Raw genomic sequence first — 24,026 nt, 5'->3', positions numbered from 1 at the left:
TCCGCGTCCCATTGGAACGCGGAGCGTCCTTTGAGGCGTTCCCACGCAGAGCGTAGGAACGATCAAGCAAGATCAAAAGATCGCAGCCTTCGCCAGCTCCTACACAATCCGTATTCCAAATAAAAGGCCTCGCAACTGCGAGGCCTTTTATTTGGGCTTGAATCGTTTCAACTGGCTGGCCTCATTCCCTGAGACAGTCCGAACATGAACAACAGCAAATCATGATCGGGCTGGGTCGCCACGGAGGCTTTCGCCACCCGTGGAACCGAACAATGAGCGTCGTTCCCGGACGCTCCTATGACCTGCATGCGCGGCTGCTCCCAGGCAGCCACCGCCAGTGAAGCAACTGCCAAGGCCCCGACCAGGAACAAACCTCGTGCAATTTCGAGTTTCATCGCTATAAACCTTTGATAGCGCTGCCAAACGCCGTCTCATAAAAGTAGACGAGTTTTTTCCAGTCGGCATCGCGGAACGACGAATGGCGACGCAGTTGCTTCATATCATGCTGCGCGGCGCGATAGGGTGTCAGACGCTGACGGCACTTCTCCAGATCGATCAACGCCACTTCAACCTGCGCCGCTTCACCTTCACCGGTGACGCGCACGAAAACGTGTTTGATGTAGATGCAGCTGTGTTGCCAGCGGCCCTTGTGCATGCGCGCCAGGTTCTCGGCGAGGTCCTTGAGGACTTTCTCGTAAACCACGTCGCCACATTGATCGCGACCACCGGCGGCAGCCAGCCACTGTTCCAGTTCCTGGAAACCGTCGAGGGATTTGGTGACAAGCAGGGCGCGCCACTTGTGTTGCGGATCCGGTTGCGCGCCGCAAAAGACGATTTGTGGTACGCGCACGCCGAGTTTGCTCACGCCGGTCAGCGCATCGAGTTCGCGCAATACAGTCGGGCGACCGAAGGGGTGCAACCAGCTGCGATAGATGTGCCCGGTCTGGCGTTTGGCGTACAGCAACTGGCCGTCACGGCCGACGATGCGCTGCACACCACTTTCGCCACCGCGGCGCACGTTGGGCTCTTCAACCCAATCGCCACGCTGGGCCCAGTAGTAATCGAAACCATCCTGTGGAGCGACATTCGCTTCAACTGCTGCTTGCACTGCCATCCTCTACCTCTTGCGTAATACGTAAACCCGCCACATCGCATAGAGCGGTATAAAGTCCAGTTGTTCCTGAATGCGGAAACCCGCCTGTTCAAATTCTTTTTCGATCGTGGCCGCCGGAATCAGAAAGCGGTTCTGGTAATCACGATTCGGCCGGTCGAGCTCGGCGCGCTTGCGCTTCCACGCCTTGAAGTTGCCATCGACCCACAATGAAACAATCACGCTGTCACGGGTTACCCGCTCGAATTCACGCAGGATCACCTTGCGGTGCTCGGCTTCACCGATGTGGTGAAGAAGGCGCATGCAGAAGATGCTGTCGACCGCGTTATCCGGCAAAGCAATATCGAATGCCGAGGTGTGCAGCGGTTGTACACGCTTGACCACATCGGCTGGCTGCCCTTGCAGCGCGGTGTTGATCATCGACTCGGAATTGTCCGCACCGATGATCACCCGGTTGGGTTTCTCCGCGAGCATTGGCCAGAAGCGTCCGGCACCGCAGGGCAGATCCAGCACCAGACCGGGATCCCCCGCCAGCGCCAGAGCCTTGCGACCCAATTGCTCGTCGCGCCAGTGCGACAGGCGGCGGCCAAGGCTTTCCTTGTGCTTGCGCAGGTAACGTTGTGCGTGTTGGTCGTCGTACTTTTCGGAAAAATCGAGCTTGATCGGGTCGGCCATCATCTGGACTCCTGTTCTGATGACACCACCTTAAGCAGCGGTGTGTCAGCGTCAGGTCATCCAATTGTGAAAATTCTGTCAGGTAAATCTGCAAAGTATTACAACGTTATACAGGATTTAGACAGGTGGGCGGGAGTAGCCTCGAGCCACTATTTGCCGGTATTCACGCCAAGATCTACCTCGAATCGGCAGCCATTGGGGTCCATCGTGCTCAGGCTGACTGTCCACCCCTGGTTTTCGCAAATGCGCTGGACCAGCGACAGGCCTAGGCCCAGACCCTCGCCACGTTTCTCGCTACCGCGCACAAACGGCTCGAACATCGCCTCGCGTTTTTCCTCGGGAATGCCTACCCCTGAGTCCTCGACGATGAAGCCGCTGGCGGTAAGGGTAAGGCGAATGAAACCCTCTTCGGTGTAATGCAGTGCGTTACGCAGCAAGTTGCCCATCACCGCATTGAGCAAGGTCGCGTTGTAACGAGTGTCCGGTGGATCGCCCGGCTCGAACATCAGCTTCAGGCCCTTGCGCTCGATCGGTTCGCGCCACAGGCACAGCAGGCTTTCGGCGACTTGTGAGAGGTTTTGCTGCGGCGCGGCGCCGGCCTCTTCGTTCTGTGCGCGCGCCAGCATCAGGAAGGTCTGCACCAGCTCGCGCATCTCCTCGCTGGCCCGGGCAATACGCTCGACCTGAGCGCGACCGCGCTGATCGATACCGGGGTTTTCCAGCAGCAGTTCGCAGGAACTGGCGAGGACCATCAGCGGCGTGCGCAATTCGTGGCTGACGTCGCTGGTGAACAAACGCTCGCGGTTCAGCGCCTGACGCAAGCGCCCCAGCGTGGCATCGAACGCCACCGCCAGTTCACCGACTTCATCCGCTGCATAATCCGGCGCCAGGGGCGGCGCCAGCCCGAGCAACTGGTCGCGATGCCGAACCTGCCGCGCCAAACGCACCACCGGCGCCATCACCTTGCGCGCGAGCACCCAGCCGAGAAACACCGCCAATGCCAGGCTGAGCACGAAGCCCACCAGCACCACGGCAAACAGCACGCGCTCGCGCTCCTCGAAATCGCTTTGATCCTGCAGCAGCACGTAGCGCCGGCCATCTACCACTTCGACCATGGCGTGATAGGACAGCTGCTCGCGAAAGACCTCGTGGAAACCGGCATCGAGGTGACGCAAATCCTTGGGCAGGTCGAAATCCCCCGGCCCGCCACTGAAATAGAACAACTGATCCGGCTCGGGGCGATGGCTCCAGTCGGAGACGTTGTCCATCAGCAGCAAACGTTGCAGGTCGCCGCCCAGCCCTGCGGAAATCAGTTTCTCTTCCACCAGGTGCACCGTCGCAACGATGCCCATGGCGAAAGCGCCGGCGACCAGTGCGCTCATCAGCGCAAAGGCGATGATGATCCGCTGGGAAAGACTCTGCTTAAACTCCATCTCGGCCCTCGGCCAAGCGATAACCGACACCGTGCACGGTGTGCAGCAGTGGCTTGGCGAATGGCTTGTCGATCACCTGGCGCAATTGGTGAACATGGCTGCGCAGGCTGTCGCTGTCCGGGCAGTCATCGCCCCACAGCGCTTCCTCGAGAATCTCCCGACGCAGCACGTGCGGGCTCTTCTGCATCAACACCGCGAGCAGCTTGAGACCGACCGGGTTGAGCTTGAGCAGTTTGCCTTCGCGGGTCACTTCCAGGGTGTCGAGGTCGTAGCTCAGATCACCGACCTGCAATGCGCGGCGACCGCCGCCCTGAGCACGGCGCATGACCGCTTCGACGCGGGCGGCCAGCTCGGACAGCGCAAACGGTTTGATCAGGTAATCGTCGGCGCCGGACTTGAAGCCCTGCAGCCGGTCGTCGAGTTGGTCGCGGGCGGTCAGCATGATCACCGGCGTATCGCGCCGGGCATCTTCGCGCAGGCGTTTGCACAAGGTGTAGCCGTCGATGCCGGGCAGCATGATGTCGAGCACGATCAGGTCGTAATGCTCGGTCGCCGCCAGATGCAGACCGGACAAGCCGTCTTGTGCGCAATCGACGGTATAGCCTTTCATGCCCAGGTAATCGGCCAGATTGGCCAGGATGTCGCGGTTGTCTTCGACCAGCAGAATTCGCATGGGCACCTCCTCCGAACGGGGTAACGGCCGTCTTGGCCCGCGCAGCTTACGGCCAAGTGTGGCTCAGGGCTAGGGGCGTTTTTTGATAAACCTGCGCTGCGCGCGCTGCGACGTTTTTTTCACTTTCGGTTAACAAATCGCCGACGCCAGCGCGCGCAGACTCCGCGCGATTACGCTCTCTCCTCCGTTCATCGACCAAGGAACCTGCCATGGTGTCGACCTCTGCCCTTCCCGCTTCAAGACCGCTGAACTGGTGGTTGTGTCTGGGCATTCCCGCAGCGGCGGCGATCATTCTGCTGTTGCTCGAACTGACCGATCTGGACATGGTTCTGGCGCAAATGTTCTACGACCCGGTCGCCGGGGATTTCATCGGGCGGCACAGCTATTTTCTTGAAGACATCCTGCATGACCGGGCGAAACAGCTGGTGATCGGCTTCTCGGTGTTTGCCATTCTGGGTTTCATCGGCGCGTTTTTCATCGAACGACTGAAACCGTTCAAGCGCGAACTGGGTTGCCTGGTGCTGTCGCTGGGGCTGGCGACTTCGTTTGTCACTCCAGTCAAAGCCGTCACCGCCGTGCAATGCCCATGGAGCCTGGAGCAATTCGGCGGTCACGAGACCTACAGCAAACTGATGGAGCATCGCCCCGCCACGGACAAGCCGGGACGTTGCTGGCCGGGTGGCCATGCGGCGACCGGGTTTACGTTGTTTGCGTTGTTCTTCGTGTTGCGTGACCGCCGCCCGCGACTGGCAGGGCAGGCGTTTGTGTTCGCCTTTGCGCTGGGCTCGGTGTTCTCGATCAGCCGCATGATGCAGGGCGCGCACTTCTTCTCGCACAACGTGTGGACGGCGATTTTCTGCTGGCTGATTTGCCTGGGGGCTTATTACTGGGTGCTTTATCGCCCGGCTGGCAAGACTTCGACGGCGATGAACACACAGCCGATCAATGCCTGAAATAAACAACCTGTGGGAGCGAGCCTGCTCGCGAATTGTCGGCTCAACTGGCTTGCATGTCGGATGACAGACCGCTTTCGCGAGCAGGCTCGCTCCCACAGGGGGATACCAGTGAGCTTCGAAATTGGGGTAATAAAAAACCCCGCTGACTTTCGCCAGCGGGGTTTTGCGTTACAGGGCCAGGGCTGGCTTACATCATGCCGCCCATGCCACCCATGCCGCCCATGTCTGGCATACCGCCGCCAGCTGCACCTTCTTTCTTCGGTGCGTCGGCAACCGCTGCTTCGGTGGTCAGGATCAGACCGCCGATGGAGGCTGCAGCTTGCAGAGCCGAACGGGTTACCTTGGTTGGGTCCAGGATGCCCATTTCGATCATGTCGCCGTATTCGCCGGAAGCAGCGTTGTAACCGAAGTTACCTTTGCCGTTCTTCACTTCGTTGACGACTACGCTTGGCTCGTCACCGGAGTTGGCAGCGATCTGACGCAGCGGCGCTTCAACAGCGCGACGCAGCACAGCGATACCGACGTTCTGGTCAGCGTTGTCGCCGGTCAGCTCGGTCAGTGCTTCCAGAGCACGGATCAGCGCCACGCCACCGCCAGGTACCACGCCTTCTTCAACGGCTGCGCGGGTTGCGTGCAGGGCGTCTTCAACGCGGGCTTTCTTCTCTTTCATTTCAACTTCGGAACCAGCGCCAACCTTGATCACTGCAACGCCGCCGGACAGCTTGGCCAGACGCTCTTGCAGTTTTTCACGGTCATAGTCCGAGGAGGTTTCGGCAACCTGGGCGCGGATCTGAGCGATACGGCCTTCGATGTCTGCCTGCACGCCAGCACCGTCAACGATGATGGTGTTTTCCTTGGACAGGGTCACGCGCTTGGCGTTACCCAGGTGTTCCAGGGTGGTGCTTTCCAGGCTCAGACCGATCTCTTCGGAGATAACGGTACCGCCGGTCAGAACAGCGATGTCCTGCAGCATGGCCTTGCGACGGTCGCCGAAGCCCGGTGCCTTGACGGCAGCGACTTTGACGATGCCACGCATGTTGTTCACAACCAGAGTCGCCAGGGCTTCGCCTTCAACGTCTTCGGCCACGATCAGCAGTGGGCGGCCGGCTTTGGCAACGGCTTCCAGCACTGGCAGCATTTCGCGGATGTTCGAGATCTTTTTGTCGACCAGCAGGATCAGCGGGCCGTCGAGCTCGGCAACCATGGTGTCCGGCTTGTTGACGAAGTATGGCGACAGGTAGCCACGGTCGAACTGCATGCCTTCTACAACCGACAGTTCGTTTTCCAGGCCCGAGCCTTCTTCAACGGTGATCACGCCTTCTTTACCGACTTTTTCCATGGCTTCGGCAATGATGTCGCCGATGGAGTTGTCGGAGTTGGCCGAGATGGTGCCGACCTGAGCGATGGCTTTGAAGTCAGCGCATGGCTTGGACAGGGCTTTGAGCTCTTTGACAATGGCGATGGTCGCCTTGTCGATGCCGCGCTTGAGGTCCATCGGGTTCATGCCGGCAGCGACGGCTTTCAGGCCTTCGTTGACGATCGACTGAGCCAGAACGGTAGCGGTGGTAGTACCGTCACCAGCGTCATCGTTGGCACGGGAGGCAACGTCTTTGACCAGCTGCGCGCCCATGTTTTCGAAGCGGTCATCCAGTTCGATTTCTTTGGCGACGGAAACGCCGTCCTTGGTGATGGTCGGAGCGCCGAAGCTCTTCTCGATAACCACGTTACGGCCTTTCGGGCCCAGGGTCGCTTTTACCGCGTCAGCCAGAACGTTGACGCCTTTGAGCATCTTGGTACGGGCGGCATCGCCGAACTTAACTTCTTTAGCAGCCATGATCGATATTCCTTAAATACTTTGTAGTAGCGGGAAAATGAACGGGGATATCAGCCTTCGATAACCGCGAGGATTTCGTTCTCGCTCATTACCAGCAGGTCTTCGCCATCGACTTTCACAGTGTTGCTGCCGGAGTAAGGACCGAACACAACCTTGTCGCCTTCCTTCACGGACAGTGCACGCACTTCACCGTTTTCCAGAGCTTTGCCCGGGCCTACAGCGAGAATCACACCGTGGTTGGCTTTTTCAGCAGCCGAACCTGGCAGGACGATACCGCCAGCGGTTTTCTTTTCTTCTTCGCTGCGACGGATGACGACGCGGTCATGCAGAGGACGAAGCTTCATTGTCGATCTCTCCTAATTGTGGTTTTCATCGGCCGGTGTAGTCCCGGCGGGTTTAACGAATCCGGCCTGCGCCGGTTGCGGTCCGTCGAGCGAACCGCGCAAGTCTGTCCGGTTTGAATACCGGAAACCTTTCGGTGACCGATACATAGGGGCGTACAAGCCGATTACAAGGGCTGGCGGAAAAAATTTTTCATGCAGACACGGTAAATAACAGCCATAAACGAGCACGGCACCCGAAGGTGCCGTGTCGATGCTGATGTCACTTGTTGTCGCGATGTTCGAACTCGCCTTCGATCACATTCGGCTCCCGACCGAGCGGCTCGCGCGGGGCCGGGCCGCCACGGGGTTGCAGGTCGTCGGCGAAGGCACGCTGGCGCATCGCCTGGTCTTCAGCGCGCTGGCGCATCTTGTTCGCCAGCAGACGACGGGTGACCGGCAACAGCATCACCAGACCGACCACATCACTGATGAAGCCGGGAATGATCAACAGGCCGCCGGCCAGTGCCAGCATCAGGCCTTCGAGCATGGTCTGCGCGGGCAATTCGCCGCGATTCAGGCTCTCCCGGGCACGCAATGCGGTGGCCAGACCGGCGACGCGCAGCACGAACACACCGAACATCGAGCCGAGAATGATCAGCAGCAGGGCCGGGAAGAACCCGATAGAGCCTGCCACTTTGACGAATACGAACAGCTCCAGCACTGGAAACAGCAGAAAGAGCAACAGAAAAGGGCGCATCAAAGTTTCCTCAACGCAAGAAATGCCTTGCAGTAAGCCTTAGATGACGTCGCCCTTGCGTGAATTCAAGCTTAACTTTGCGCTTTTTTCGGCCAGGACTGGGCGTGAGCCAGAGAAACCAAGGCCTCGCGCACTTGTGTCGGCGTATTACATGGCGCCGCGAAGGGCAACCAGTAGACGGCCTGACCGATGCGCAGGTGCATGCCTTCGCTGTCGATCCCGGCCAATTGCGCCGGCACGCTGTCAGGCAGCCCGGCGAGCTCGACGTAATGGGCGATGGCCTTGGCGTGGTCGCTGTTCATGTGCTCGACCATGCTGATTTCCGCCTTGCCGGCGAACGGGTTGGCCAGGGTCAGATCGTCGATCCAGTGGATCGCACCAAAGCCGCCGATGTAGCGATGGCGCACCGGATCGAGCACCCAGAAATCGAAATCGTGGGCCTGGTGATAATTCTGCGAGTCGGGGAAATAGCGGTAATAGCGCTCGGCGGCAGCCTCGATCGCTGCCGGTTCTGCGAGCTTCTGCGCTTCGGCCAGATAAGTCAGCCGCCCGACCGCCTGCACATCGTCGGCCTCGCGCTCGCCCACCAGCATCGAACACTTCGGATCTTTCTGCAGGTTATGCGTGTGCTGGGCGATGCGGCTGATCAGAATCAGCGGCCGGCCCTGCTCGTCCAGGCAATACGGCACAACCGAGCCAAAGGGAAAACCCGGCATCGATTTGGAGTGGGTCGACAGCACTCCACGGTATTCCTTGAGAAGCAATTCTCGGGCATTCTTCGCCACTTCAGCGCTCAATTTGTGACTCCTTAAATGGGTTCCGTCTAGAAAACGGACAGGCGCGCAGCGAAAAGTAACCGGCGCGCATCGGGCAAATGTTCGTGTGCAACCAGGCCTGACCGGTGCCGATCGAGCGTTGCCGACAACAAAAACAACTCAGACCTGCCAGCGGGACATGCGAATGCAACTCAACGACAAAGTAATCATTATCACCGGCGGTTGCCAGGGTTTGGGCCGTTCCATGGCCGAGTATTTCGCCGGCAAGGGCGCGAAGCTGGCCCTGGTCGATCTGAATCAGGAAAAACTCGACGACGCCGTCGCCGCCTGCAAAGCCAAGGGTGTCGAAGCGCGCAGCTACCTGTGCAACGTCGCCAATGAAGAACAGGTCGAGCACATGGTTGCGCAAGTGGCGGAAGACTTCGGCGCCATTCACGGCCTGATCAACAACGCCGGGATCCTGCGCGATGGTCTGTTGCTGAAGGTCAAGGACGGTGAGATGACCAAGATGAGCCTGGCGCAGTGGCAGGCGGTGATCGACGTCAACCTGACCGGCGTGTTCCTCTGCACCCGTGAAGTCGCAGCGAAAATGGTCGAGCTGAAGAACAGCGGTGCGATCATCAACATTTCGTCGATCTCCCGTGCGGGCAACGTCGGCCAGACCAACTATTCCGCAGCCAAGGCCGGCGTCGCGGCGGCGACCGTGACCTGGGCAAAGGAGCTGGCGCGTTACGGCATTCGTGTCGCGGGCATCGCACCGGGCTTTATCGAAACCGAGATGACTTTGGGCATGAAGCCGGAAGCGCTGGAGAAGATGACGGCGGGGATTCCGCTCAAGCGCATGGGCAAGCCGGAAGAGATTGCCCATTCGGCGGCGTATATCTTCGAGAACGACTACTACACCGGGCGGATTCTGGAGATGGATGGCGGCTTGCGCATCTAAAACCAAATCAAAAGATCGCAGCCTCGCTTCGCTCGTCAGCTCCTACGGCAAATGTGTAGGAGCTGACGAGCGAAGCGAGGCTGCGATCTTTTTGCAGGCGCCGCTGATCAATCGTCGCTGATGGTGATATTCGGCATCGCCGGCGTGGCCGCTTCCTGCAACACGATCCGCGCACCGACGTGGCGGGCCAGTTCCTGATAGACCATGGCGATCTGGCTGTCCGGCTCGGCGATTACGGTTGGCTTGCCGCCATCGGCCTGTTCGCGGATCAGCATCGACAGCGGCAGCGAGGCCAGCAATTCGACGCCGTACTGGGTGGCCAGTTTCTCGCCACCACCTTCGCCGAACAGATGCTCGGCATGCCCGCAATTCGAGCAGATGTGCACCGCCATGTTTTCCACCACGCCGAGCACCGGAATGTTGACCTTGCGGAACATTTCCACGCCTTTGCGTGCGTCGAGCAGTGCCAGATCCTGCGGCGTAGTGACGATCACCGCCCCCGCCACCGGGACTTTCTGCGCCAGGGTCAGTTGAATGTCGCCGGTACCTGGTGGCATGTCGATGACCAGATAATCCAGATCGCCCCAAGCGGTTTGCGTAACCAGTTGCAGCAGCGCCCCGGAAACCATCGGCCCGCGCCAGACCATCGGCGTGTTGTCGTCGGTCAGGAACGCCATCGACATGACTTCCACGCCGTGAGCCTTGAGCGGCACGAACCACTTTTGATCCTTGACCTCAGGACGGGTGCGCTCGGGGATGCCGAACATGATGCCCTGGCTCGGGCCGTAGATATCGGCGTCGAGGATGCCGACTTTGGCGCCTTCACGGGCCAGCGCCAGCGCGAGGTTGGCAGCGGTGGTGGATTTGCCCACGCCACCCTTGCCGGAAGCGACGGCGACGACGTTCTTGACGTTGGCCAGCCCCGGAATCTGCGCCTGGGCCTTGTGCGCGGCGATCACGCTGGTGACCTCGACGCGGGCGATGACCACGCCGTCGAGGTTTTCGATGGCCAGTTGCAGCAATTGCGCCCAGCCGCTCTTGAACAGACCGGCGGCGTAGCCGATTTCCAGCTGCACATTGACGCGGTCACCGATGATCTCGATGTTTTTCACGCACCCGGCGCTGACCGGATCCTGGTTCAGGTAGGGGTCGGTGTATTGGCTGAGGACGGCTTCCACCGCTGCGCGAGTGACGGCGCTCATGGGCAACTCCGATAACAAGACTGGAAAAGATGGCGGCTATCGTACGCTGGACACCGATTTGAGGCGAACAGATTACTTGCGCTGAAAAGCCACTGTGGTGAGGGGATTTATCCCCGTTGGGCTGCGCAGCAGTCGTAAAGCCATTGCACTCGGACTATCTTCTACATCGAAGTTTGCGGTTTTGGGGCGGCTTCGCCACCCAGCGGGGATAAATCCCCTCGCCACAAGAACACTCAAAGTACCCAGTGGCGCAGGGGTGAAAAATATGCGCCGGCGCTTTATAGTGGCCGACCTCCGTTTCATCAAGTAGCGAAGCCCCATGTCCGAGCCACGCAAGATCCTCGTCACCAGCGCCCTGCCCTACGCCAACGGTTCGATCCACCTTGGCCACATGCTGGAATACATCCAGACCGATATGTGGGTGCGCTTCCAGAAGCATCGCGGCAACCAATGCATCTATGTCTGCGCCGACGACGCCCACGGTTCGGCGATCATGCTGCGCGCGGAAAAGGAAGGCATCACCCCGGAACAACTGATCGCCAACGTGCAGGCTGAACACAGCGCCGACTTTGCCGACTTCCTCGTCGATTTCGACAATTTCCACTCCACTCACGCCGAAGAAAACCGTGAGCTGTCGAGCCAGATCTACCTCAAGCTGCGTGACGCCGGGCACATCGCCCAGCGTTCGATCACCCAGTATTTCGACCCGGAAAAGAAAATGTTCCTGGCCGACCGCTTCATCAAGGGCACCTGCCCGAAATGCGGCACCGAAGACCAGTACGGCGACAACTGCGAAAAATGTGGCGCGACCTACGCACCGACCGACCTGAAGGATCCGAAGTCGGCGATCTCCGGCGCCACTCCGGTGCTCAAGGATTCCCAGCACTTCTTCTTCAAGCTGCCGGATTTCCAGGAAATGCTGCAGGCCTGGACCCGCAGCGGCACCCTGCAGGACGCCGTGGCCAACAAGATCGCCGAATGGCTGGATGCCGGCCTGCAGCAGTGGGACATCTCGCGCGATGCGCCGTATTTCGGCTTCGAGATTCCGGGCGAGCCGGGCAAGTATTTCTATGTGTGGCTGGATGCGCCGATCGGTTACATGGCCAGCTTCAAGAACCTCTGCAACCGTACGCCGGAGCTGGACTTCGACGCGTTCTGGGGCAAGGACTCGACAGCCGAGCTGTATCACTTCATCGGCAAGGACATCGTCAATTTCCACGCGCTGTTCTGGCCAGCCATGCTCGAAGGCGCCGGCTACCGCAAGCCGACCGGCATCAACGTGCACGGCTACCTGACCGTCAATGGTCAGAAAATGTCCAAGTCGCGCGGCACCTTCATCAAGGCCCGCACCTATCTCGATCATCTGTCGCCGGAATACCTGCGCTATTACTACGCGGCCAAGCTCGGCCGTGGCGTCGATGACCTCGACCTGAACCTCGAAGACTTCGTGCAGAAGGTCAACTCCGACCTGGTCGGCAAAGTGGTCAACATCGCCAGCCGTTGCGCCGGATTTATCCACAAAGGTAACGGCGGTCTGCTGGTCGACAACAATGCCGCGCCGGAGCTGACCGAGGCCTTCCTCGCCGCTGCGCCGAGCATTGCCGACGCTTACGAAGCCCGAGATTTTGCCCGCGCGATGCGTGAAATCATGGCCCTGGCTGACCGCGCCAACGCGTGGATCGCCGACAAGGCGCCGTGGTCGTTGAACAAGCAGGAAGGCAAGCAGGATGAAGTCCAGGCGATCTGCGCCACCGGCATCAACCTGTTCCGCCAGTTGGTGATCTTCCTCAAACCGGTACTGCCGCTGCTGGCCGCTGATGCCGAGGCGTTCCTCAACGTCGCGCCGCTGACCTGGAATGACCACACCACCCTGCTAGCCAATCACCAGCTCAACGAATTCAAACCGTTGATGACCCGCATCGACCCGGTAAAAGTGCAAGCCATGACCGACGCCTCCAAGGAAGACCTGACCGCCAGCCAGACCGACACTGGCGCAGCCGCCCCTGCGGGCAACGGCGAACTGGCCAAGGATCCGCTGTCGCCGGAAATCGATTTCGACGCCTTTGCCGCCATCGATTTGCGCGTCGCTTTGATCGTCAAGGCCGAACACGTCGAAGGCGCGGACAAGCTGTTGCGCCTGACCCTCGACATCGGTGACGAGCAACGCAACGTGTTCTCCGGGATCAAGAGCGCGTATCCGGACCCGTCCAAACTCGACGGTCGTCTGACCATGATGATCGCCAACCTCAAGCCACGGAAAATGAAGTTCGGTATTTCCGAAGGCATGGTGATGGCAGCCGGTCCCGGCGGTGAAGAGATCTACCTGCTGAGCCCTGACAGCGGCGCCAAGCCGGGTCAGCGCATCAAGTAAGACGTTGCGATAAAACGATCCCACCGACGTGCTCTGCATGCCGGTGGGATTTTTCATATCTGGCCCGATAGTGCCTACCCTTAAGAGACACCCGCCCGTTTCGCTGGCAGAACCATGACCGAACTCGTGTTAACGCTGATCAGTGCTGCGCTGCTCAACAACTTCGTGTTGCACTGGCCGCTGGGCGTCGCTCCGCTGCTGGCGGGCAGCCGTCGCCAAGTGCATGCGCTGGGATTGGCGACGTTGTGCCTGATGGTGGTGGTCGGCGTTATCGGTCAGGCGATCTGGCAGTGGATACTGCTGCCGTTGCAGCTTGAAGCGCTGCGCCTGTTCGTGTTTCTGCCGTTGAGTGTGTTGTTGATCGCGCCGCTGCTGAAACTGCTGGCGCGCGGGCTGCCGGATTGGCCGTTCGACGGATTGTGGCCGCTGCTGCTCGGCAATGCCGCCGTCCTCGGGCTGGCGTTGATCAATGCGCAAAATGATCAAGGCCTGCTGCACGCGACAGCATTGAGTTTCGGCGCCGGGCTGGGTTTCTGGCTGGTGTTGAGCGTGTTCTGCGATCTGCGCGAGCGCACGGTCGACAACGATATTCCCCTGCCCTTTCGCGGCCTGCCGATCGACCTGATCAGCGCCGGACTGATCGCAGTGATTTTTCTCGGATTCAGTGGATTGATCAAAACATGAGTCTGCTTCAACGCATCGATGCCCTGCTGCCGCAGACCCAATGCGGCAAGTGCGGCCATCCCGGATGCAAACCCTATGCGCAAGGCATTGTTGACGGCGAGCCGATCAACAAGTGCCCGCCGGGCGGCGAAGAAACTATCGCTGCGCTGGCCGAGCTGTTGAAAATACCGGTCCTGGAACTGGACATCAGCCGTGGCCCGGCACCGCCGCAAGTCGCCTTCATCCGCGAGGCCGAATGCATCGGCTGCACCAAGTGCATTCAGGCCTGCCCGGTCGACGCCATCGTCGGCGCGGCAAAACTCATGCACACGGTGCTGATCGACGAGTGCACCGGTTGTGATCTGTGCGTTGCGCCGTGTCCGGTCGACTGCATCGAAATGCATCCTTTGCCTGCGAACACGATACCAGTGGTTGGCGGTCTCGCATTCGATCTCGAAGAACAGCGCGCCCGCGCTGAAAAGCGTGACCATGCGCGCCAGCGTTTCGAGCGACGCAACCAGCGCTTGCTGCGTGAAGAACAGCAAAAGCAGGCTGAACGTGAAGCGCGAGCCGCGCGTGCGGCACAACCGCAAGTCTCGACCGCCGACCCGGTGCAAGCTGCGCTGGAGCGAGTGCGTGCGCAAAAAGCCGCGAACGCTGATGCGGCACTGAAGAAGGCCAAGGTCGATGTGGCGATGAGTCGAGCGCAACTGCACAAATCGCTGAAAGCCTTCGGTCATCCGCCGACATTCGAGCAGCAGTCGCAATTGATCGTCCTGCAGCAACAATTCGAAGCCGCCGAGCAAGCACTGGCGAATCTGGAAAGCAGCCAACCGGTAATTCCCGCCGTTCCCGCACCGACCAACGACGCCGAACTGAAGCGAGCCAAGATCCAGTTGGCCATGCGCCGCGCCGAGTTGAAAAAGGCTCAGGCAGCGGAGGCTGCGCCGGAGCAGATCGCAGCACTGGAGCAAGCCGTGACTGACGCCGAGCGCCAGGTGCAAGACCATGCCACCCCTTGAGGCAGCGGACGATCGCCTGCAACAGGCGATGAACACCGTGCTGCTCGCAGCGCTGCCGGGGCTGCTCGCTTTGTTCTGGCTGTATGGCTGGGGCGTGTTGATCAATCTGCTGTTGGCGGTCATCAGCGCGTTGCTCGTCGAAGCTGCCGTCGCCAACCTGCGTCGACAAGCCGTGCAACCGGCGCTGCGTGATGGCAGCGCGCTGGTCAGTGCAATGTTGCTGGCCGTTGCGCTGCCGGCTTATTGCCCTTGGTGGCTGACTGTCACGGCGACCGTTTCAGGCTTGTTGTTCGGCAAGCACCTGTACGGCGGCGTGGGCAGAAATCCGTTCAACCCGGCGATGCTTGGCTTTGCCATGAGCATGGTGCTGTTTCCGCAAGCGATGACCCACTGGCCCGGTCATGGCCTCGATTTCCCCTCGGCGTTGCAACAGGTTTTCAACCCGGCTCCAGCACCGGACGCTTGGGCGCAGGCCACGGCACTGGACAGTCTGCGCATCAATAAAAGCCTGACCATCGATGAGCTGTTCGCCAGCAACCCGGCCTTCGGCCGTTTCGGCGGGCGCGGTGTGGAATGGGTAAATCTGGCGTTTCTGCTCGGCGGCCTGTGGCTGTTGCAGCGGCGGATCTTTTCCTGGCACGCACCGGTGGGGATGCTCGCCAGCCTGTTCCTCATCAGCCTGTTGTGCTGGAACGGATCGGGGTCCGATTCCCATGGTTCGCCGCTGTTTCATCTGCTCAGCGGCGCAACCATGCTCGGTGCATTTTTTATCGTGACAGAACCTGTGTCCGGCGCGAAAAGCGCCCTCGCCCGCCTGCTGTTCGGCATTGGCGTCGGCTTGCTCACCTATCTGATTCGCACTTGGGGCGGTTACCCGGACGGCGTCGCGTTTGCGGTGTTGCTGATGAATCTGCTGGTGCCGACGCTGGAGCGCTTCGCCGCCAGCCGCCATCTGCCGGTGAGCACATGAACCGCTCAGCAAGTGTCGCGACCCTGGTGCTGCTGGCACTCATTGGCGCGAGCGCGACATACGTGTTGCAGCGCAGCAGTGCACCGCAGATTGCCAGCGAGCAGCGCTTGCTCGATAGCCGCCAACTGCTCGATGTCATGCCTGCAGCGCTCTACGACAATCAGCCGCTGGAGCAACCGCTGACGCTCGCCGAGCCTGTTTTGCGCCATAGCACGCTGTCAGGCGGCTATCGAGCGACCCGCTCCGGACAGACAGTTGCGGTGCTGTTGCGCAGTCGCAGCGAAGGTTACGCAGGCACTCTGGAACTGCTGATAGCCATCGATGCAAACGGCAGAGTTCTAGGCGTGAAAACCCTTGAGCAGCGCGAAACGCCAGGATTGGGTGGTTACATCGGTGAATGGCCGAATGCCTGGCTTCAGACCTTTCTCGGCAAATCCCGCACTGAGCCGACGGACGCCGGTTGGGCGCTGAAAAAGGATCAGGGGCAGTTCGATCAAATCGCTGGCGCGACCATTACCTCCCGTGCCGCCATCAACGCGATTCATGACGCACTGCGTTATTTCGATGAGCATCAGGCGCTGCTGTTAGGGGCTGGCTCATGAAACGCACGGCGAGTTTATTGATGCTGGTGCCGCTATTGGGCGCCACACAAACACTCAGCGCTGCACTGGGGATAACCTTGATGCTCGGCGCGGTACTTGGCGTTTTTGCCGTTTGCATGTCGCCGCTGCGCGAACGCCTGACGGGCACCCGTGCGTTGCTAGCCAGCCTGATACTTGCCGCGACGCTGACCAGTTGCGCAAACATCATGGCGCAACGCTGGCTTTTGTCATGGCAGCAGACGTCTGAGCTCTACATAGGGCTGATCGCCTTGCACTGCGTCGTGCTTGAATACCACGGTGCCTTCCGCGAGCCCGTCGCTGTCAGCTTCAAACGCTGCGCCTTGTTCGGCGCGCTCATGCTGGTGGTCGGCGGGCTGCGCGAGATCATCGGTTATGGCAGCCTTGGCCGAGGTCTTTCGGAGCATTGGCAAGGTCTGGTTTTGTTCCCCGATGGGCTGCATCTGTTTACGCTGGTCCCCGGCGCTTTCGTTTTACTGGGCCTGCTTCTCGCCGTACGTCAGGCGTGGACACGCCGCAACTCTGTCATCAAGGAAACGCATCGCCCATGAATGCTGCAAAACGTCTTGAGATATTTCGCCGACTGCACGAAGACAATCCCGAGCCGAAAACCGAACTGGCCTACTCTTCGCCGTTCGAGCTGCTGATTGCGGTGATTCTTTCGGCGCAGTCCACCGATGTCGGCGTCAACAAGGCGACCGCCAAACTCTTTCCCGTCGCCAATACACCCGCCGCGATTCATGCGCTGGGTGTCGAGGGGCTGTCCGAGTACATCAAGACCATCGGCCTGTACAATAGCAAAGCGAAGAACGTCATTGAAACCTGCCGTTTGCTGGTTGAACGCCACGGCGGCGAAGTTCCGCAAACCCGAGAAGAACTGGAAGCCCTGCCCGGCGTCGGGCGCAAGACCGCCAACGTGGTGCTCAACACCGCTTTCCGTCAATTGACCATGGCGGTCGACACGCACATTTTCCGCGTCAGCAATCGCACCGGCATCGCGCCGGGGAAAAATGTGGTGGAAGTTGAAATGAAGCTGATGAAGTTTGTACCGAAAGAATTCCTGCTCGACTCCCATCACTGGCTGATTTTGCATGGCCGCTATGTTTGCCTGGCGCGTAAACCGCGCTGTGGCAGCTGCCGCATCGAAGATTTGTGCGAATACAAACATAAAACTTCTGACGATTGAGCCGTCATCGGTTTTTCGTATCCATCGATTGAAAAAATCTTTTTTACCCGCCGCAGTAATGTCGATATAAGGAGCGCCAAAGGCAGTCTTAGCCGGGAGTTGACTTCATGAGTACCGACAAAGAGCAACTGGATGTAGAAGAAGATTTTATCGCCGTCGAGGCCGATGAGGTCGAACCGGTGGTCGAGGTGGCGAAGACCAACCTCAGCAAGCGTCGCACAATCGACAACCTGCTTGAGGAGCGCCGACTGCAAAGGCAATTGGCCGATTACGATTTTGATCTGTGATACCTGAAGGCCTCCCGAAGCGGAGGCTTTTCATTTCTGCGACAACCGAGCTTGATCGGCCCATGACGGTCTCAGCTGTCGAATCGTTCATACCAGGCCGTTGCGCTGCGCCAACTCGATCAGATCAACCAGAGACCGCGCATTGAGTTTCAGCAACAGGCGAGTCTTGTAAGTGCTTACAGTCTTGTTGCTCAAAAACATGCCGTCGGCGATTTCCTTGTTGGTCTTGCCGCGCGCCAATTGCTGCAACACCATCATTTCCCGCCCGGACAGACGATCAACCATGTCCGCCTCACTCGCATTGCCCAGACTGGTACGCACAGTGTGCAGGGCCTGATTGGGGAAATAGCTGTAGCCGGACAGAACTGCCTTGATCGCACTCAGCAGTTCGGTCAGATCCTGCTGCTTGCACACATAACCCGCTGCACCCGATTGCATGCAACGCATTGAAAAATGCCCGGGAGCCTGGGAAGTCAGCACCAGCACTTTCACCGGCATGGCAGTGGAGGTCAGGCGCGCAATAACTTCCAGTCCGTCGAGTTTGGGTATTCCAATATCCAGGATGACAAGATCGGGTATTTGTTCACGAGCAATTTGTAGTGCATCAACGCCATTATCCGTTTCTGCAATGACTTCGTAGCCATGCCGTTCCATCAGCATACGTACCGCAAGTCGAATGACGGGGTGGTCATCCACGATCAGCACTTTATTCATGGGCAAGTCCAGTTTTCGCTGTTCGAATTTTTAGAACACGCACGATATCCCAGTCACTTGCTTCAAGGCATGGCAACTTTTACACGCATTTGCATCGAGAGACATTCCCTACAGGCATTGAGGATAATTCCCACAAATAGGCCCCGTCGCATCCATCGCAACTGCTTCCCGTCCTTCAAGACTGCAGCGAATTTCCGTTTACTGCGCACACGTCCTACGCAGCTCCGAATTCCAACCGAGCCATTTGAAATTTCCTGGACTACTTTTTGCCGGCTGCCGATTCGACATATGACGTAACGAACCGCCGCTACTGCATATTCGACGCACCAGCAGCCCTTCTATAAAACTTGAAACAACAGCCTGAAACTTCAATGAAGGCTTTTGCTATATATAGAAATATTCAACCTCAAACAAACAGCATAGAACTTTAACCATGCTCAAGATAACGAACAAGATCACTAACCCAATGACAGTCATCGCGATATTCGCCATTATCTCGGAAACTTCAGCGGCGGTATCGCTGCCGTTTCTCGACAACAAGGACCGGGAGATTTATGTCTGGTTTCTGATCAGCTTTCCGTTTTACTTGTTATTTCTTTTTTTTATCACGCTCAACTTCAACCACCGCTCGCTCTACTCGCCCTCGGATTTCGGCAAGGACAAAAATTTCCTGAAGGCGGCTGAACATTCGGAACGCGACAGCGAACGAAAAATACCGTTGCGAAAAACCGATGGATCGTGCGCTTTCGAGATAACCAGCTGCGTGGTGTCCAGCAACACGGGGAGCGGCGGATTCCAGCGTCCATGCAGGATTCACAACGCGCCTGACCCACCAACCGATATTGATGGCCAAGCGAACCCCGTGGTGCAGACGATCAAACTGTCACCGCTGATAAGCGAACTGAACATCATCGACGCCCGGGACGTTGATGCGTCCAGGGAGTTCGATGCGATTCTCGACACTCTTCGGAGCGCCGGTAAAAAAAATCCGCGAGTGCTGGTTTTTCTGTCGAATCATGTTTCGGACTCTCTGGCGCATACTTCGCTGCAACAGATCAAACAGGCGAAGAAAAGCTCATGTGCAACACTGTGTGTCGTTTACAACCTGTGTACACAGACAGTTACCCTGCTGGGGCGAACCAGCTGACAGGCGTGGCACATCCCGCAAGCGGGCAGACAAGAGAAACGGCTTGATGAACCCGATGAAAATTCCGAAAAAAAAGGCGGCCCTGAACTGGCCGCCTTTTTTATTGCGCGTGGGTCTGAGCCACTCAGAACAACTTGCGGCCCTTGTTGGCAGCAATGCGCATGCGCAGCGCGTTGAGCTTGATGAAGCCCGCCGCGTCGGCCTGGTTGTAAGCGCCGCCATCTTCTTCGAAGGTGGCGATGTTGGCGTCGAACAGCGAATCGTCGGACTTGCGACCGGTGACGATGACGTTGCCCTTGTACAGCTTCAGGCGCACTACGCCGTTCACGTTGACCTGCGAAGCATCGATCATCTGTTGCAGCATCAGACGCTCAGGGCTCCACCAGTAACCGGTGTAGATCAGGCTGGCGTACTTGGGCATCAGCTCGTCTTTGAGGTGAGCGACTTCGCGGTCCAGAGTGATCGATTCGATGGCGCGGTGCGCGCGCAGCATGATGGTGCCGCCCGGGGTTTCGTAGCAGCCACGGGACTTCATGCCGACATAACGGTTTTCGACGATGTCGAGACGACCGATGCCGTGCTCGCCGCCGATCCTGTTCAGCGTCGCCAGTACGGTGGCCGGGGTCATTTCGACGCCGTCCAGTGCGACGATGTCGCCGTTGCGGTAGGTCAGTTCCAGGTATTGCGGGGTGTCGGGAGCCTTCTCCGGGGAGACGGTCCAGCGCCACATGTCTTCTTCGTGCTCGGTCCAGGTGTCTTCCAGCACGCCGCCTTCGTAAGAGATGTGCAGCAGGTTGGCGTCCATCGAGTACGGAGATTTTTTCTTGCCATGGCGTTCGATCGGGATCGCGTGCTTCTCGGCGTAGTCCATCAGCTTCTCGCGGGACAGCAGGTCCCACTCGCGCCAAGGGGCGATCACTTTCACGCCAGGCTTGAGCGCGTAGGCGCCCAGTTCGAAGCGCACCTGGTCGTTGCCCTTGCCGGTAGCACCGTGGGAAATGGCGTCGGCGCCGGTTTCGTTGGCGATTTCGATCAGGCGCTTGGCGATCAGCGGACGGGCGATGGAAGTACCCAGCAGGTACTCGCCTTCGTAAACGGTGTTGGCGCGGAACATCGGGAACACGAAATCACGCACGAACTCTTCGCGCAGATCGTCGATGTAGATTTCTTTGACGCCCATGGCCTGAGCCTTGGCGCGGGCCGGCTCGACCTCTTCGCCTTGACCGAGATCAGCGGTGAAGGTCACCACTTCACAGTTATAAGTATCCTGCAGCCACTTGAGGATCACCGAAGTGTCCAGGCCGCCGGAATACGCCAGAACGACCTTGTTTACGTCCGCCATGCCATCACTCCACGGGGTTCTACGGAAAGCCGGGGAGTCTACCGCTCAAACGCGATAATTTACAGAGGCGCGACAGCTTAAGACGACAAAGCGACAGAATCTGTCGAGAGCGCGACGATGACCGGCGAGTCAGGAAGTCGTTGCGGCCGTGGCCGGCGTACTCGCTTGCGGCGCCGGAGCCGGGGCGGTAGTCGGTGCGACGCGCGACAGTTTCACGTTGACCCGACGGTTCTTCGCACGATTGGCCTTGCTGGTGTTGGGCACGATCGGATACTGCTCGCCGTGGAAACGCACGGTGATCTGCGATTCCTGAATGCCGTTGGCCTTGAAGAAATCCACCACCGCCAGCGCGCGGCGGCGCGACAATTCGCGGTTGGTCAGACGATTGCCGCTGTTGTCGGAATGACCGTCGAGGTCGATGTGGTTCACCGTCGGGTCGGCCTTCATGTATTCGAGCATCACTTGCAGCTTGGCCTTGGCAGCCGGGTCCAGCTCAACGCCTTCGCCGGGGAAGCCGATCTGCGACTGCTTGATCTGGTCGAAATTCTGCGGCAGCAATTTCGCCACACAGCCTTGATAGTCGTTGAACGCCTTGCTGAATTTCACCGGCAACAAACGCACCTCGGAGACGCGGCCATCGCCAGACGCACGGCGTACCACCGGGCTGCGACCGTCCAGCAGACCGCTGATCAATCCCCCGGCCTGGGATTGCGAGCTGTTGAACAACACATTGCCGCTGCCCAGACGCACAGAGCCCAGATTGATGTCGCCACGCCCTGGCTGCCAAGGTGCAGCGGCAGCGAGCAAAGTCGCCGAACCGCCGCCGAGCATGGCGTTGTAGGCGTTCAGGCGAAAGATCGCCTGCTCACCGGCCTTGCGCACGAACTCGCCCGAGCCGAAATCGGTGATCGGCTGGGTCAGGCGGCATTCGAACTGGTCGCCGGCGACCGTCCACTCAATGTTCTCCAGACGGGTCTGGTAAGTCAGCGCCATCGCGGGAAGGCTGGCAAACACACTGAGCAGGGCTAAATAACGCTGGCGCACGGGAGGCTCCATTGGCTTGTGAAACACAAACACCGATTCACACAATGTTTACGGCATACCTCCGGGATATCGGACGCTTGTGGCAAAACTTGATAGCGGGTGCCTGCAAGAGTCTTTTCCGGTAGCATTCGCCTCAGTTTGACCCGCCTGGAATCCCCTCATGTCCGACCGCCTGACCCTGCTGCGTCCCGACGACTGGCACATTCATCTTCGCGATGGTGCCGTGTTGACCAATACCGTTGCCGATGTGGCCCGCACCTTCGGGCGCGCGATCATCATGCCGAACCTGGTACCGCCGGTGCGCAACGCCGCTGAAGCCGACGGCTATCGTCAGCGCATTCTCGCTGCCCGCCCGGCCGGCAGTCAGTTCGAGCCGTTGATGGTGCTGTACCTCACCGACCGCACCCAACCGGAAGAAATTCGTCAGGCCAAGGCCAGCGGTTTCGTCTACGCCGCCAAGTTGTACCCGGCCGGCGCGACCACCAACTCCGATTCCGGCGTGACCAGCATCGACAAGATCTTCCCGGCGCTGGAAGCCATGGCCGAAGTCGGCATGCCGCTGTTGATCCACGGTGAAGTCACCCGTGGCGACGTCGATGTATTCGACCGCGAAAAGATTTTCATCGACGAGCACATGCGCCGCGTGGTCGAGCGTTTCCCGACGCTGAAAGTGGTGTTCGAACACATCACCACCGGCGACGCCGTGCAGTTCGTCAACGAGGCTTCGGCCAACGTCGGCGCGACCATCACCGCGCATCACCTGCTGTACAACCGCAACCACATGCTGGTCGGCGGGATTCGGCCGCACTTCTACTGCTTGCCGATTCTCAAGCGCAACACCCATCAGGAAGCCTTGCTCGACGCCGCCACCAGCGGCAGCGCCAAGTTCTTCCTCGGCACCGACTCGGCGCCCCACGCCCAGCACGCCAAGGAAGCCGCCTGCGGTTGCGCCGGTTGCTACACCGCTTACGCCGCCATCGAGATGTATGCCGAAGCGTTCGAACAGCGTAACGCGCTGGACAAGCTCGAAGCCTTCGCCAGCCTCAACGGCCCGCGTTTCTACGGCCTGCCGGCAAATACCGATCGCATCACCCTGGTCCGTGAAGAATGGACCGCCCCGACCAGTCTGCCATTTGGCGAGCTGACCGTTATCCCGCTGCGCGCCGGTGAAAAACTGCGCTGGCGCCTGCTGGAGGAACACGCGTGAGTGAAGACAATTTCGACGATGAACTGGACGGTCAAGGTGGCGGCGGCGGTTCCCGTCATCCGATGGCAGCGCGTTTTCGCGGCTACCTGCCGGTTGTCGTCGACGTAGAAACCGGTGGCTTCAACGCAGCCACCGATGCCTTGCTGGAGATTGCCGCGACCACCATCGCCATGGATGAAAAGGGTTTCGTCTACCCGGATCACACCTACTTCTTCCGCGTCGAGCCATTCGAAGGCGCCAACGTTGAAGCGGCAGCGCTGGAGTTCACCGGGATCAAGCTCGATCATCCGCTGCGCATGGCCGTCAGCGAAGAAACCGCGCTGACCGACATCTTCCGTGGGATCCGCAAGGCGTTGAAAGCCAACGGCTGCAAGCGGGCAATTCTGGTCGGGCACAACAGCAGTTTCGACCTGGGCTTCCTCAACGCCGCAGTTGCGCGCCTGGACATGAAGCGCAACCCGTTCCACCCGTTCTCCAGTTTCGACACCGCGACCCTGGCGGGTCTGGCGTATGGTCAGACCGTGCTGGCGAAAGCCTGTCAGGCGGCCGGCATCGATTTCGACGGTCGTGAAGCGCACTCGGCGCGTTACGACACCGAAAAGACCGCTGAGCTGTTCTGCGGCATCGTCAATCGCTGGAAGCAGATGGGCGGCTGGGAAGACTTCGACGACTGATCCTCGTCGAGCAAATCCCGCGCATGAAAAAACCGCCCTTTGCAGACTGTGTGAAAACCTAGCAATCTGCGCAGCGCTCAAAGAAAATGCTCCGTA

General features: G+C 59.4%; 26 protein-coding genes. 13 read left to right on the top strand and 13 right to left on the bottom strand.

Annotated elements, in window-relative coordinates; translation table 11 throughout:
* Positions 1 to 167 precede the first annotated feature (167 nt).
* The 5 genes from D8U60_RS09435 to colR form a co-directional block, all read right to left on the bottom strand.
* Positions 168 to 395, bottom strand: a complete 228-nt coding sequence (locus D8U60_RS09435) for a hypothetical protein (protein WP_016773424.1) — start codon at positions 393 to 395, stop codon at positions 168 to 170.
* A gap of 2 nt (positions 396 to 397) precedes the next feature.
* Positions 398 to 1,114 (bottom strand): lipopolysaccharide kinase InaA family protein, encoded by a 717-nt coding sequence (locus tag D8U60_RS09430; RefSeq protein WP_130899986.1) that lies wholly within the window; start codon positions 1,112 to 1,114, stop codon positions 398 to 400.
* Between the two features lie 3 nt (positions 1,115 to 1,117).
* The gene (locus tag D8U60_RS09425; RefSeq protein ID WP_071173442.1) at positions 1,118 to 1,786 is read right to left on the bottom strand and encodes a class I SAM-dependent methyltransferase; all 669 of its coding nucleotides are present in this window, start codon (positions 1,784 to 1,786) and stop codon (positions 1,118 to 1,120) included.
* A gap of 149 nt (positions 1,787 to 1,935) precedes the next feature.
* Positions 1,936 to 3,219, bottom strand: coding sequence for a HAMP domain-containing sensor histidine kinase (locus D8U60_RS09420; protein WP_123443727.1), 1,284 nt, complete (start codon positions 3,217 to 3,219; stop codon positions 1,936 to 1,938).
* Positions 3,209 to 3,892, bottom strand: coding sequence for a two-component system response regulator ColR (gene colR / locus D8U60_RS09415; RefSeq protein ID WP_016773421.1), 684 nt, complete (start codon positions 3,890 to 3,892; stop codon positions 3,209 to 3,211). The genes D8U60_RS09420 and colR overlap by 11 nt, the downstream gene beginning before the upstream one ends.
* Before the next feature lie 209 nt (positions 3,893 to 4,101).
* Between colR and D8U60_RS09410 the strand changes: the two genes are divergently transcribed.
* Entirely contained in the window at positions 4,102 to 4,845 is a 744-nt protein-coding gene (locus tag D8U60_RS09410; protein ID WP_130899985.1) for a phosphatase PAP2 family protein, read from the top strand.
* 190 nt (positions 4,846 to 5,035) lie between these two features.
* Here D8U60_RS09410 and groL read toward each other — a convergent pair whose 3' ends face one another.
* The 4 genes from groL to D8U60_RS09390 all read right to left on the bottom strand — a co-directional run bounded on the left by groL (position 5,036) and on the right by D8U60_RS09390 (position 8,559).
* Positions 5,036 to 6,682, bottom strand: coding sequence for a chaperonin GroEL (groL, locus tag D8U60_RS09405; protein ID WP_016773419.1), 1,647 nt, complete (start codon positions 6,680 to 6,682; stop codon positions 5,036 to 5,038).
* 50 nt (positions 6,683 to 6,732) lie between these two features.
* The gene (locus D8U60_RS09400) at positions 6,733 to 7,026 is read right to left on the bottom strand and encodes a co-chaperone GroES (RefSeq protein ID WP_007916610.1); all 294 of its coding nucleotides are present in this window, start codon (positions 7,024 to 7,026) and stop codon (positions 6,733 to 6,735) included.
* Between the two features lie 259 nt (positions 7,027 to 7,285).
* Complete coding sequence (locus tag D8U60_RS09395) at positions 7,286 to 7,762, bottom strand: FxsA family protein (protein ID WP_016773418.1); 477 nt, start codon at positions 7,760 to 7,762, stop codon at positions 7,286 to 7,288.
* Between the two features lie 71 nt (positions 7,763 to 7,833).
* Entirely contained in the window at positions 7,834 to 8,559 is a 726-nt protein-coding gene (locus D8U60_RS09390) for a DUF2470 domain-containing protein (RefSeq protein WP_130899984.1), read from the bottom strand.
* Positions 8,560 to 8,722: 163 nt separating this feature from the next.
* Between D8U60_RS09390 and D8U60_RS09385 the strand changes: the two genes are divergently transcribed.
* Positions 8,723 to 9,481: an SDR family oxidoreductase gene (locus D8U60_RS09385; protein ID WP_095190486.1), complete on the top strand. Its 759-nt coding sequence runs from the start codon at positions 8,723 to 8,725 to the stop codon at positions 9,479 to 9,481.
* Positions 9,482 to 9,588: 107 nt separating this feature from the next.
* On the opposite strand, the gene apbC is transcribed toward D8U60_RS09385, so the two are convergent.
* Positions 9,589 to 10,683: an iron-sulfur cluster carrier protein ApbC gene (gene apbC / locus D8U60_RS09380; RefSeq protein ID WP_024014150.1), complete on the bottom strand. Its 1,095-nt coding sequence runs from the start codon at positions 10,681 to 10,683 to the stop codon at positions 9,589 to 9,591.
* Between the two features lie 319 nt (positions 10,684 to 11,002).
* Between apbC and metG the strand changes: the two genes are divergently transcribed.
* From metG to D8U60_RS09340, 8 genes are all read left to right on the top strand, one after another.
* A complete protein-coding gene (gene metG, locus D8U60_RS09375; protein WP_122507754.1) occupies positions 11,003 to 13,054 on the top strand; it encodes a methionine--tRNA ligase in 2,052 nt (683 codons plus the stop codon).
* A 114-nt stretch (positions 13,055 to 13,168) separates the two neighbouring features.
* Positions 13,169 to 13,738, top strand: a complete 570-nt coding sequence (locus D8U60_RS09370; RefSeq protein WP_130899983.1) for an Rnf-Nqr domain containing protein — start codon at positions 13,169 to 13,171, stop codon at positions 13,736 to 13,738.
* On the top strand, positions 13,735 to 14,739 hold the full coding sequence (rsxB, locus tag D8U60_RS09365; RefSeq protein WP_130899982.1) for an electron transport complex subunit RsxB: 1,005 nt from the start codon (positions 13,735 to 13,737) through the stop codon (positions 14,737 to 14,739). The genes D8U60_RS09370 and rsxB overlap by 4 nt, the downstream gene beginning before the upstream one ends.
* Positions 14,726 to 15,709, top strand: a complete 984-nt coding sequence (locus tag D8U60_RS09360) for an RnfABCDGE type electron transport complex subunit D (protein ID WP_130899981.1) — start codon at positions 14,726 to 14,728, stop codon at positions 15,707 to 15,709. Before rsxB ends, D8U60_RS09360 begins: the two co-directional genes overlap by 14 nt.
* Entirely contained in the window at positions 15,706 to 16,311 is a 606-nt protein-coding gene (locus tag D8U60_RS09355; RefSeq protein WP_130899980.1) for an RnfABCDGE type electron transport complex subunit G, read from the top strand. The genes D8U60_RS09360 and D8U60_RS09355 overlap by 4 nt, the downstream gene beginning before the upstream one ends.
* A complete protein-coding gene (locus D8U60_RS09350; protein ID WP_130899979.1) occupies positions 16,308 to 16,880 on the top strand; it encodes an Rnf-Nqr domain containing protein in 573 nt (190 codons plus the stop codon). The genes D8U60_RS09355 and D8U60_RS09350 overlap by 4 nt, the downstream gene beginning before the upstream one ends.
* Complete coding sequence (nth, locus tag D8U60_RS09345; RefSeq protein ID WP_016773410.1) at positions 16,877 to 17,515, top strand: endonuclease III; 639 nt, start codon at positions 16,877 to 16,879, stop codon at positions 17,513 to 17,515. Before D8U60_RS09350 ends, nth begins: the two co-directional genes overlap by 4 nt.
* 107 nt (positions 17,516 to 17,622) lie before the next feature.
* On the top strand, positions 17,623 to 17,802 hold the full coding sequence (locus tag D8U60_RS09340) for a hypothetical protein (RefSeq protein ID WP_016773409.1): 180 nt from the start codon (positions 17,623 to 17,625) through the stop codon (positions 17,800 to 17,802).
* A gap of 87 nt (positions 17,803 to 17,889) precedes the next feature.
* Here D8U60_RS09340 and D8U60_RS09335 read toward each other — a convergent pair whose 3' ends face one another.
* Positions 17,890 to 18,516: a response regulator transcription factor gene (locus tag D8U60_RS09335; RefSeq protein ID WP_016773408.1), complete on the bottom strand. Its 627-nt coding sequence runs from the start codon at positions 18,514 to 18,516 to the stop codon at positions 17,890 to 17,892.
* Positions 18,517 to 18,949: 433 nt separating this feature from the next.
* On the opposite strand from D8U60_RS09335, the gene D8U60_RS09330 reads away from it, so the two are divergent.
* The gene (locus tag D8U60_RS09330; protein WP_130899978.1) at positions 18,950 to 19,663 is read left to right on the top strand and encodes a hypothetical protein; all 714 of its coding nucleotides are present in this window, start codon (positions 18,950 to 18,952) and stop codon (positions 19,661 to 19,663) included.
* 124 nt (positions 19,664 to 19,787) lie between these two features.
* Here the strand turns inward: D8U60_RS09330 and D8U60_RS09325 are convergent, their stop codons facing one another.
* Both D8U60_RS09325 and D8U60_RS09320 read right to left on the bottom strand, forming a co-directional pair.
* A complete protein-coding gene (locus tag D8U60_RS09325; protein WP_011335737.1) occupies positions 19,788 to 21,005 on the bottom strand; it encodes an argininosuccinate synthase in 1,218 nt (405 codons plus the stop codon).
* 129 nt (positions 21,006 to 21,134) lie between these two features.
* Complete coding sequence (locus tag D8U60_RS09320) at positions 21,135 to 22,049, bottom strand: OmpA family protein (protein ID WP_016773406.1); 915 nt, start codon at positions 22,047 to 22,049, stop codon at positions 21,135 to 21,137.
* Between the two features lie 160 nt (positions 22,050 to 22,209).
* On the opposite strand from D8U60_RS09320, the gene pyrC reads away from it, so the two are divergent.
* Positions 22,210 to 23,256: a dihydroorotase gene (gene pyrC / locus D8U60_RS09315; RefSeq protein ID WP_016773405.1), complete on the top strand. Its 1,047-nt coding sequence runs from the start codon at positions 22,210 to 22,212 to the stop codon at positions 23,254 to 23,256.
* Positions 23,253 to 23,930 (top strand): ribonuclease T, encoded by a 678-nt coding sequence (gene rnt, locus D8U60_RS09310; protein ID WP_016773404.1) that lies wholly within the window; start codon positions 23,253 to 23,255, stop codon positions 23,928 to 23,930. Before pyrC ends, rnt begins: the two co-directional genes overlap by 4 nt.
* Positions 23,931 to 24,026 lie beyond the last annotated feature (96 nt).

It is taken from the genome of Pseudomonas sp. Sample_11 (assembly GCF_004307505.1).
Taxonomy (GTDB): domain Bacteria; phylum Pseudomonadota; class Gammaproteobacteria; order Pseudomonadales; family Pseudomonadaceae; genus Aquipseudomonas; species Aquipseudomonas atacamensis.
This window is presented reverse-complemented; position numbering and strand designations above follow the sequence as displayed.

Coding starts and splice junctions, on each gene's coding strand:
- D8U60_RS09435 (WP_016773424.1), bottom strand. CDS start 395: ATGAAACTCGAAATTGCACGAGGTTTGTTCCTGGTCGGGGCCTTGGCA.
- D8U60_RS09430 (WP_130899986.1), bottom strand. CDS start 1,114: ATGGCAGTGCAAGCAGCAGTTGAAGCGAATGTCGCTCCACAGGATGGT.
- D8U60_RS09425 (WP_071173442.1), bottom strand. CDS start 1,786: ATGGCCGACCCGATCAAGCTCGATTTTTCCGAAAAGTACGACGACCAA.
- D8U60_RS09420 (WP_123443727.1), bottom strand. CDS start 3,219: ATGGAGTTTAAGCAGAGTCTTTCCCAGCGGATCATCATCGCCTTTGCG.
- colR (WP_016773421.1), bottom strand. CDS start 3,892: ATGCGAATTCTGCTGGTCGAAGACAACCGCGACATCCTGGCCAATCTG.
- D8U60_RS09410 (WP_130899985.1), top strand. CDS start 4,102: ATGGTGTCGACCTCTGCCCTTCCCGCTTCAAGACCGCTGAACTGGTGG.
- groL (WP_016773419.1), bottom strand. CDS start 6,682: ATGGCTGCTAAAGAAGTTAAGTTCGGCGATGCCGCCCGTACCAAGATG.
- D8U60_RS09400 (WP_007916610.1), bottom strand. CDS start 7,026: ATGAAGCTTCGTCCTCTGCATGACCGCGTCGTCATCCGTCGCAGCGAA.
- D8U60_RS09395 (WP_016773418.1), bottom strand. CDS start 7,762: ATGCGCCCTTTTCTGTTGCTCTTTCTGCTGTTTCCAGTGCTGGAGCTG.
- D8U60_RS09385 (WP_095190486.1), top strand. CDS start 8,723: ATGCAACTCAACGACAAAGTAATCATTATCACCGGCGGTTGCCAGGGT.
- apbC (WP_024014150.1), bottom strand. CDS start 10,683: ATGAGCGCCGTCACTCGCGCAGCGGTGGAAGCCGTCCTCAGCCAATAC.
- metG (WP_122507754.1), top strand. CDS start 11,003: ATGTCCGAGCCACGCAAGATCCTCGTCACCAGCGCCCTGCCCTACGCC.
- D8U60_RS09370 (WP_130899983.1), top strand. CDS start 13,169: ATGACCGAACTCGTGTTAACGCTGATCAGTGCTGCGCTGCTCAACAAC.
- rsxB (WP_130899982.1), top strand. CDS start 13,735: ATGAGTCTGCTTCAACGCATCGATGCCCTGCTGCCGCAGACCCAATGC.
- D8U60_RS09360 (WP_130899981.1), top strand. CDS start 14,726: ATGCCACCCCTTGAGGCAGCGGACGATCGCCTGCAACAGGCGATGAAC.
- D8U60_RS09355 (WP_130899980.1), top strand. CDS start 15,706: ATGAACCGCTCAGCAAGTGTCGCGACCCTGGTGCTGCTGGCACTCATT.
- D8U60_RS09350 (WP_130899979.1), top strand. CDS start 16,308: ATGAAACGCACGGCGAGTTTATTGATGCTGGTGCCGCTATTGGGCGCC.
- nth (WP_016773410.1), top strand. CDS start 16,877: ATGAATGCTGCAAAACGTCTTGAGATATTTCGCCGACTGCACGAAGAC.
- D8U60_RS09340 (WP_016773409.1), top strand. CDS start 17,623: ATGAGTACCGACAAAGAGCAACTGGATGTAGAAGAAGATTTTATCGCC.
- D8U60_RS09335 (WP_016773408.1), bottom strand. CDS start 18,516: ATGAATAAAGTGCTGATCGTGGATGACCACCCCGTCATTCGACTTGCG.
- D8U60_RS09330 (WP_130899978.1), top strand. CDS start 18,950: ATGCTCAAGATAACGAACAAGATCACTAACCCAATGACAGTCATCGCG.
- D8U60_RS09325 (WP_011335737.1), bottom strand. CDS start 21,005: ATGGCGGACGTAAACAAGGTCGTTCTGGCGTATTCCGGCGGCCTGGAC.
- pyrC (WP_016773405.1), top strand. CDS start 22,210: ATGTCCGACCGCCTGACCCTGCTGCGTCCCGACGACTGGCACATTCAT.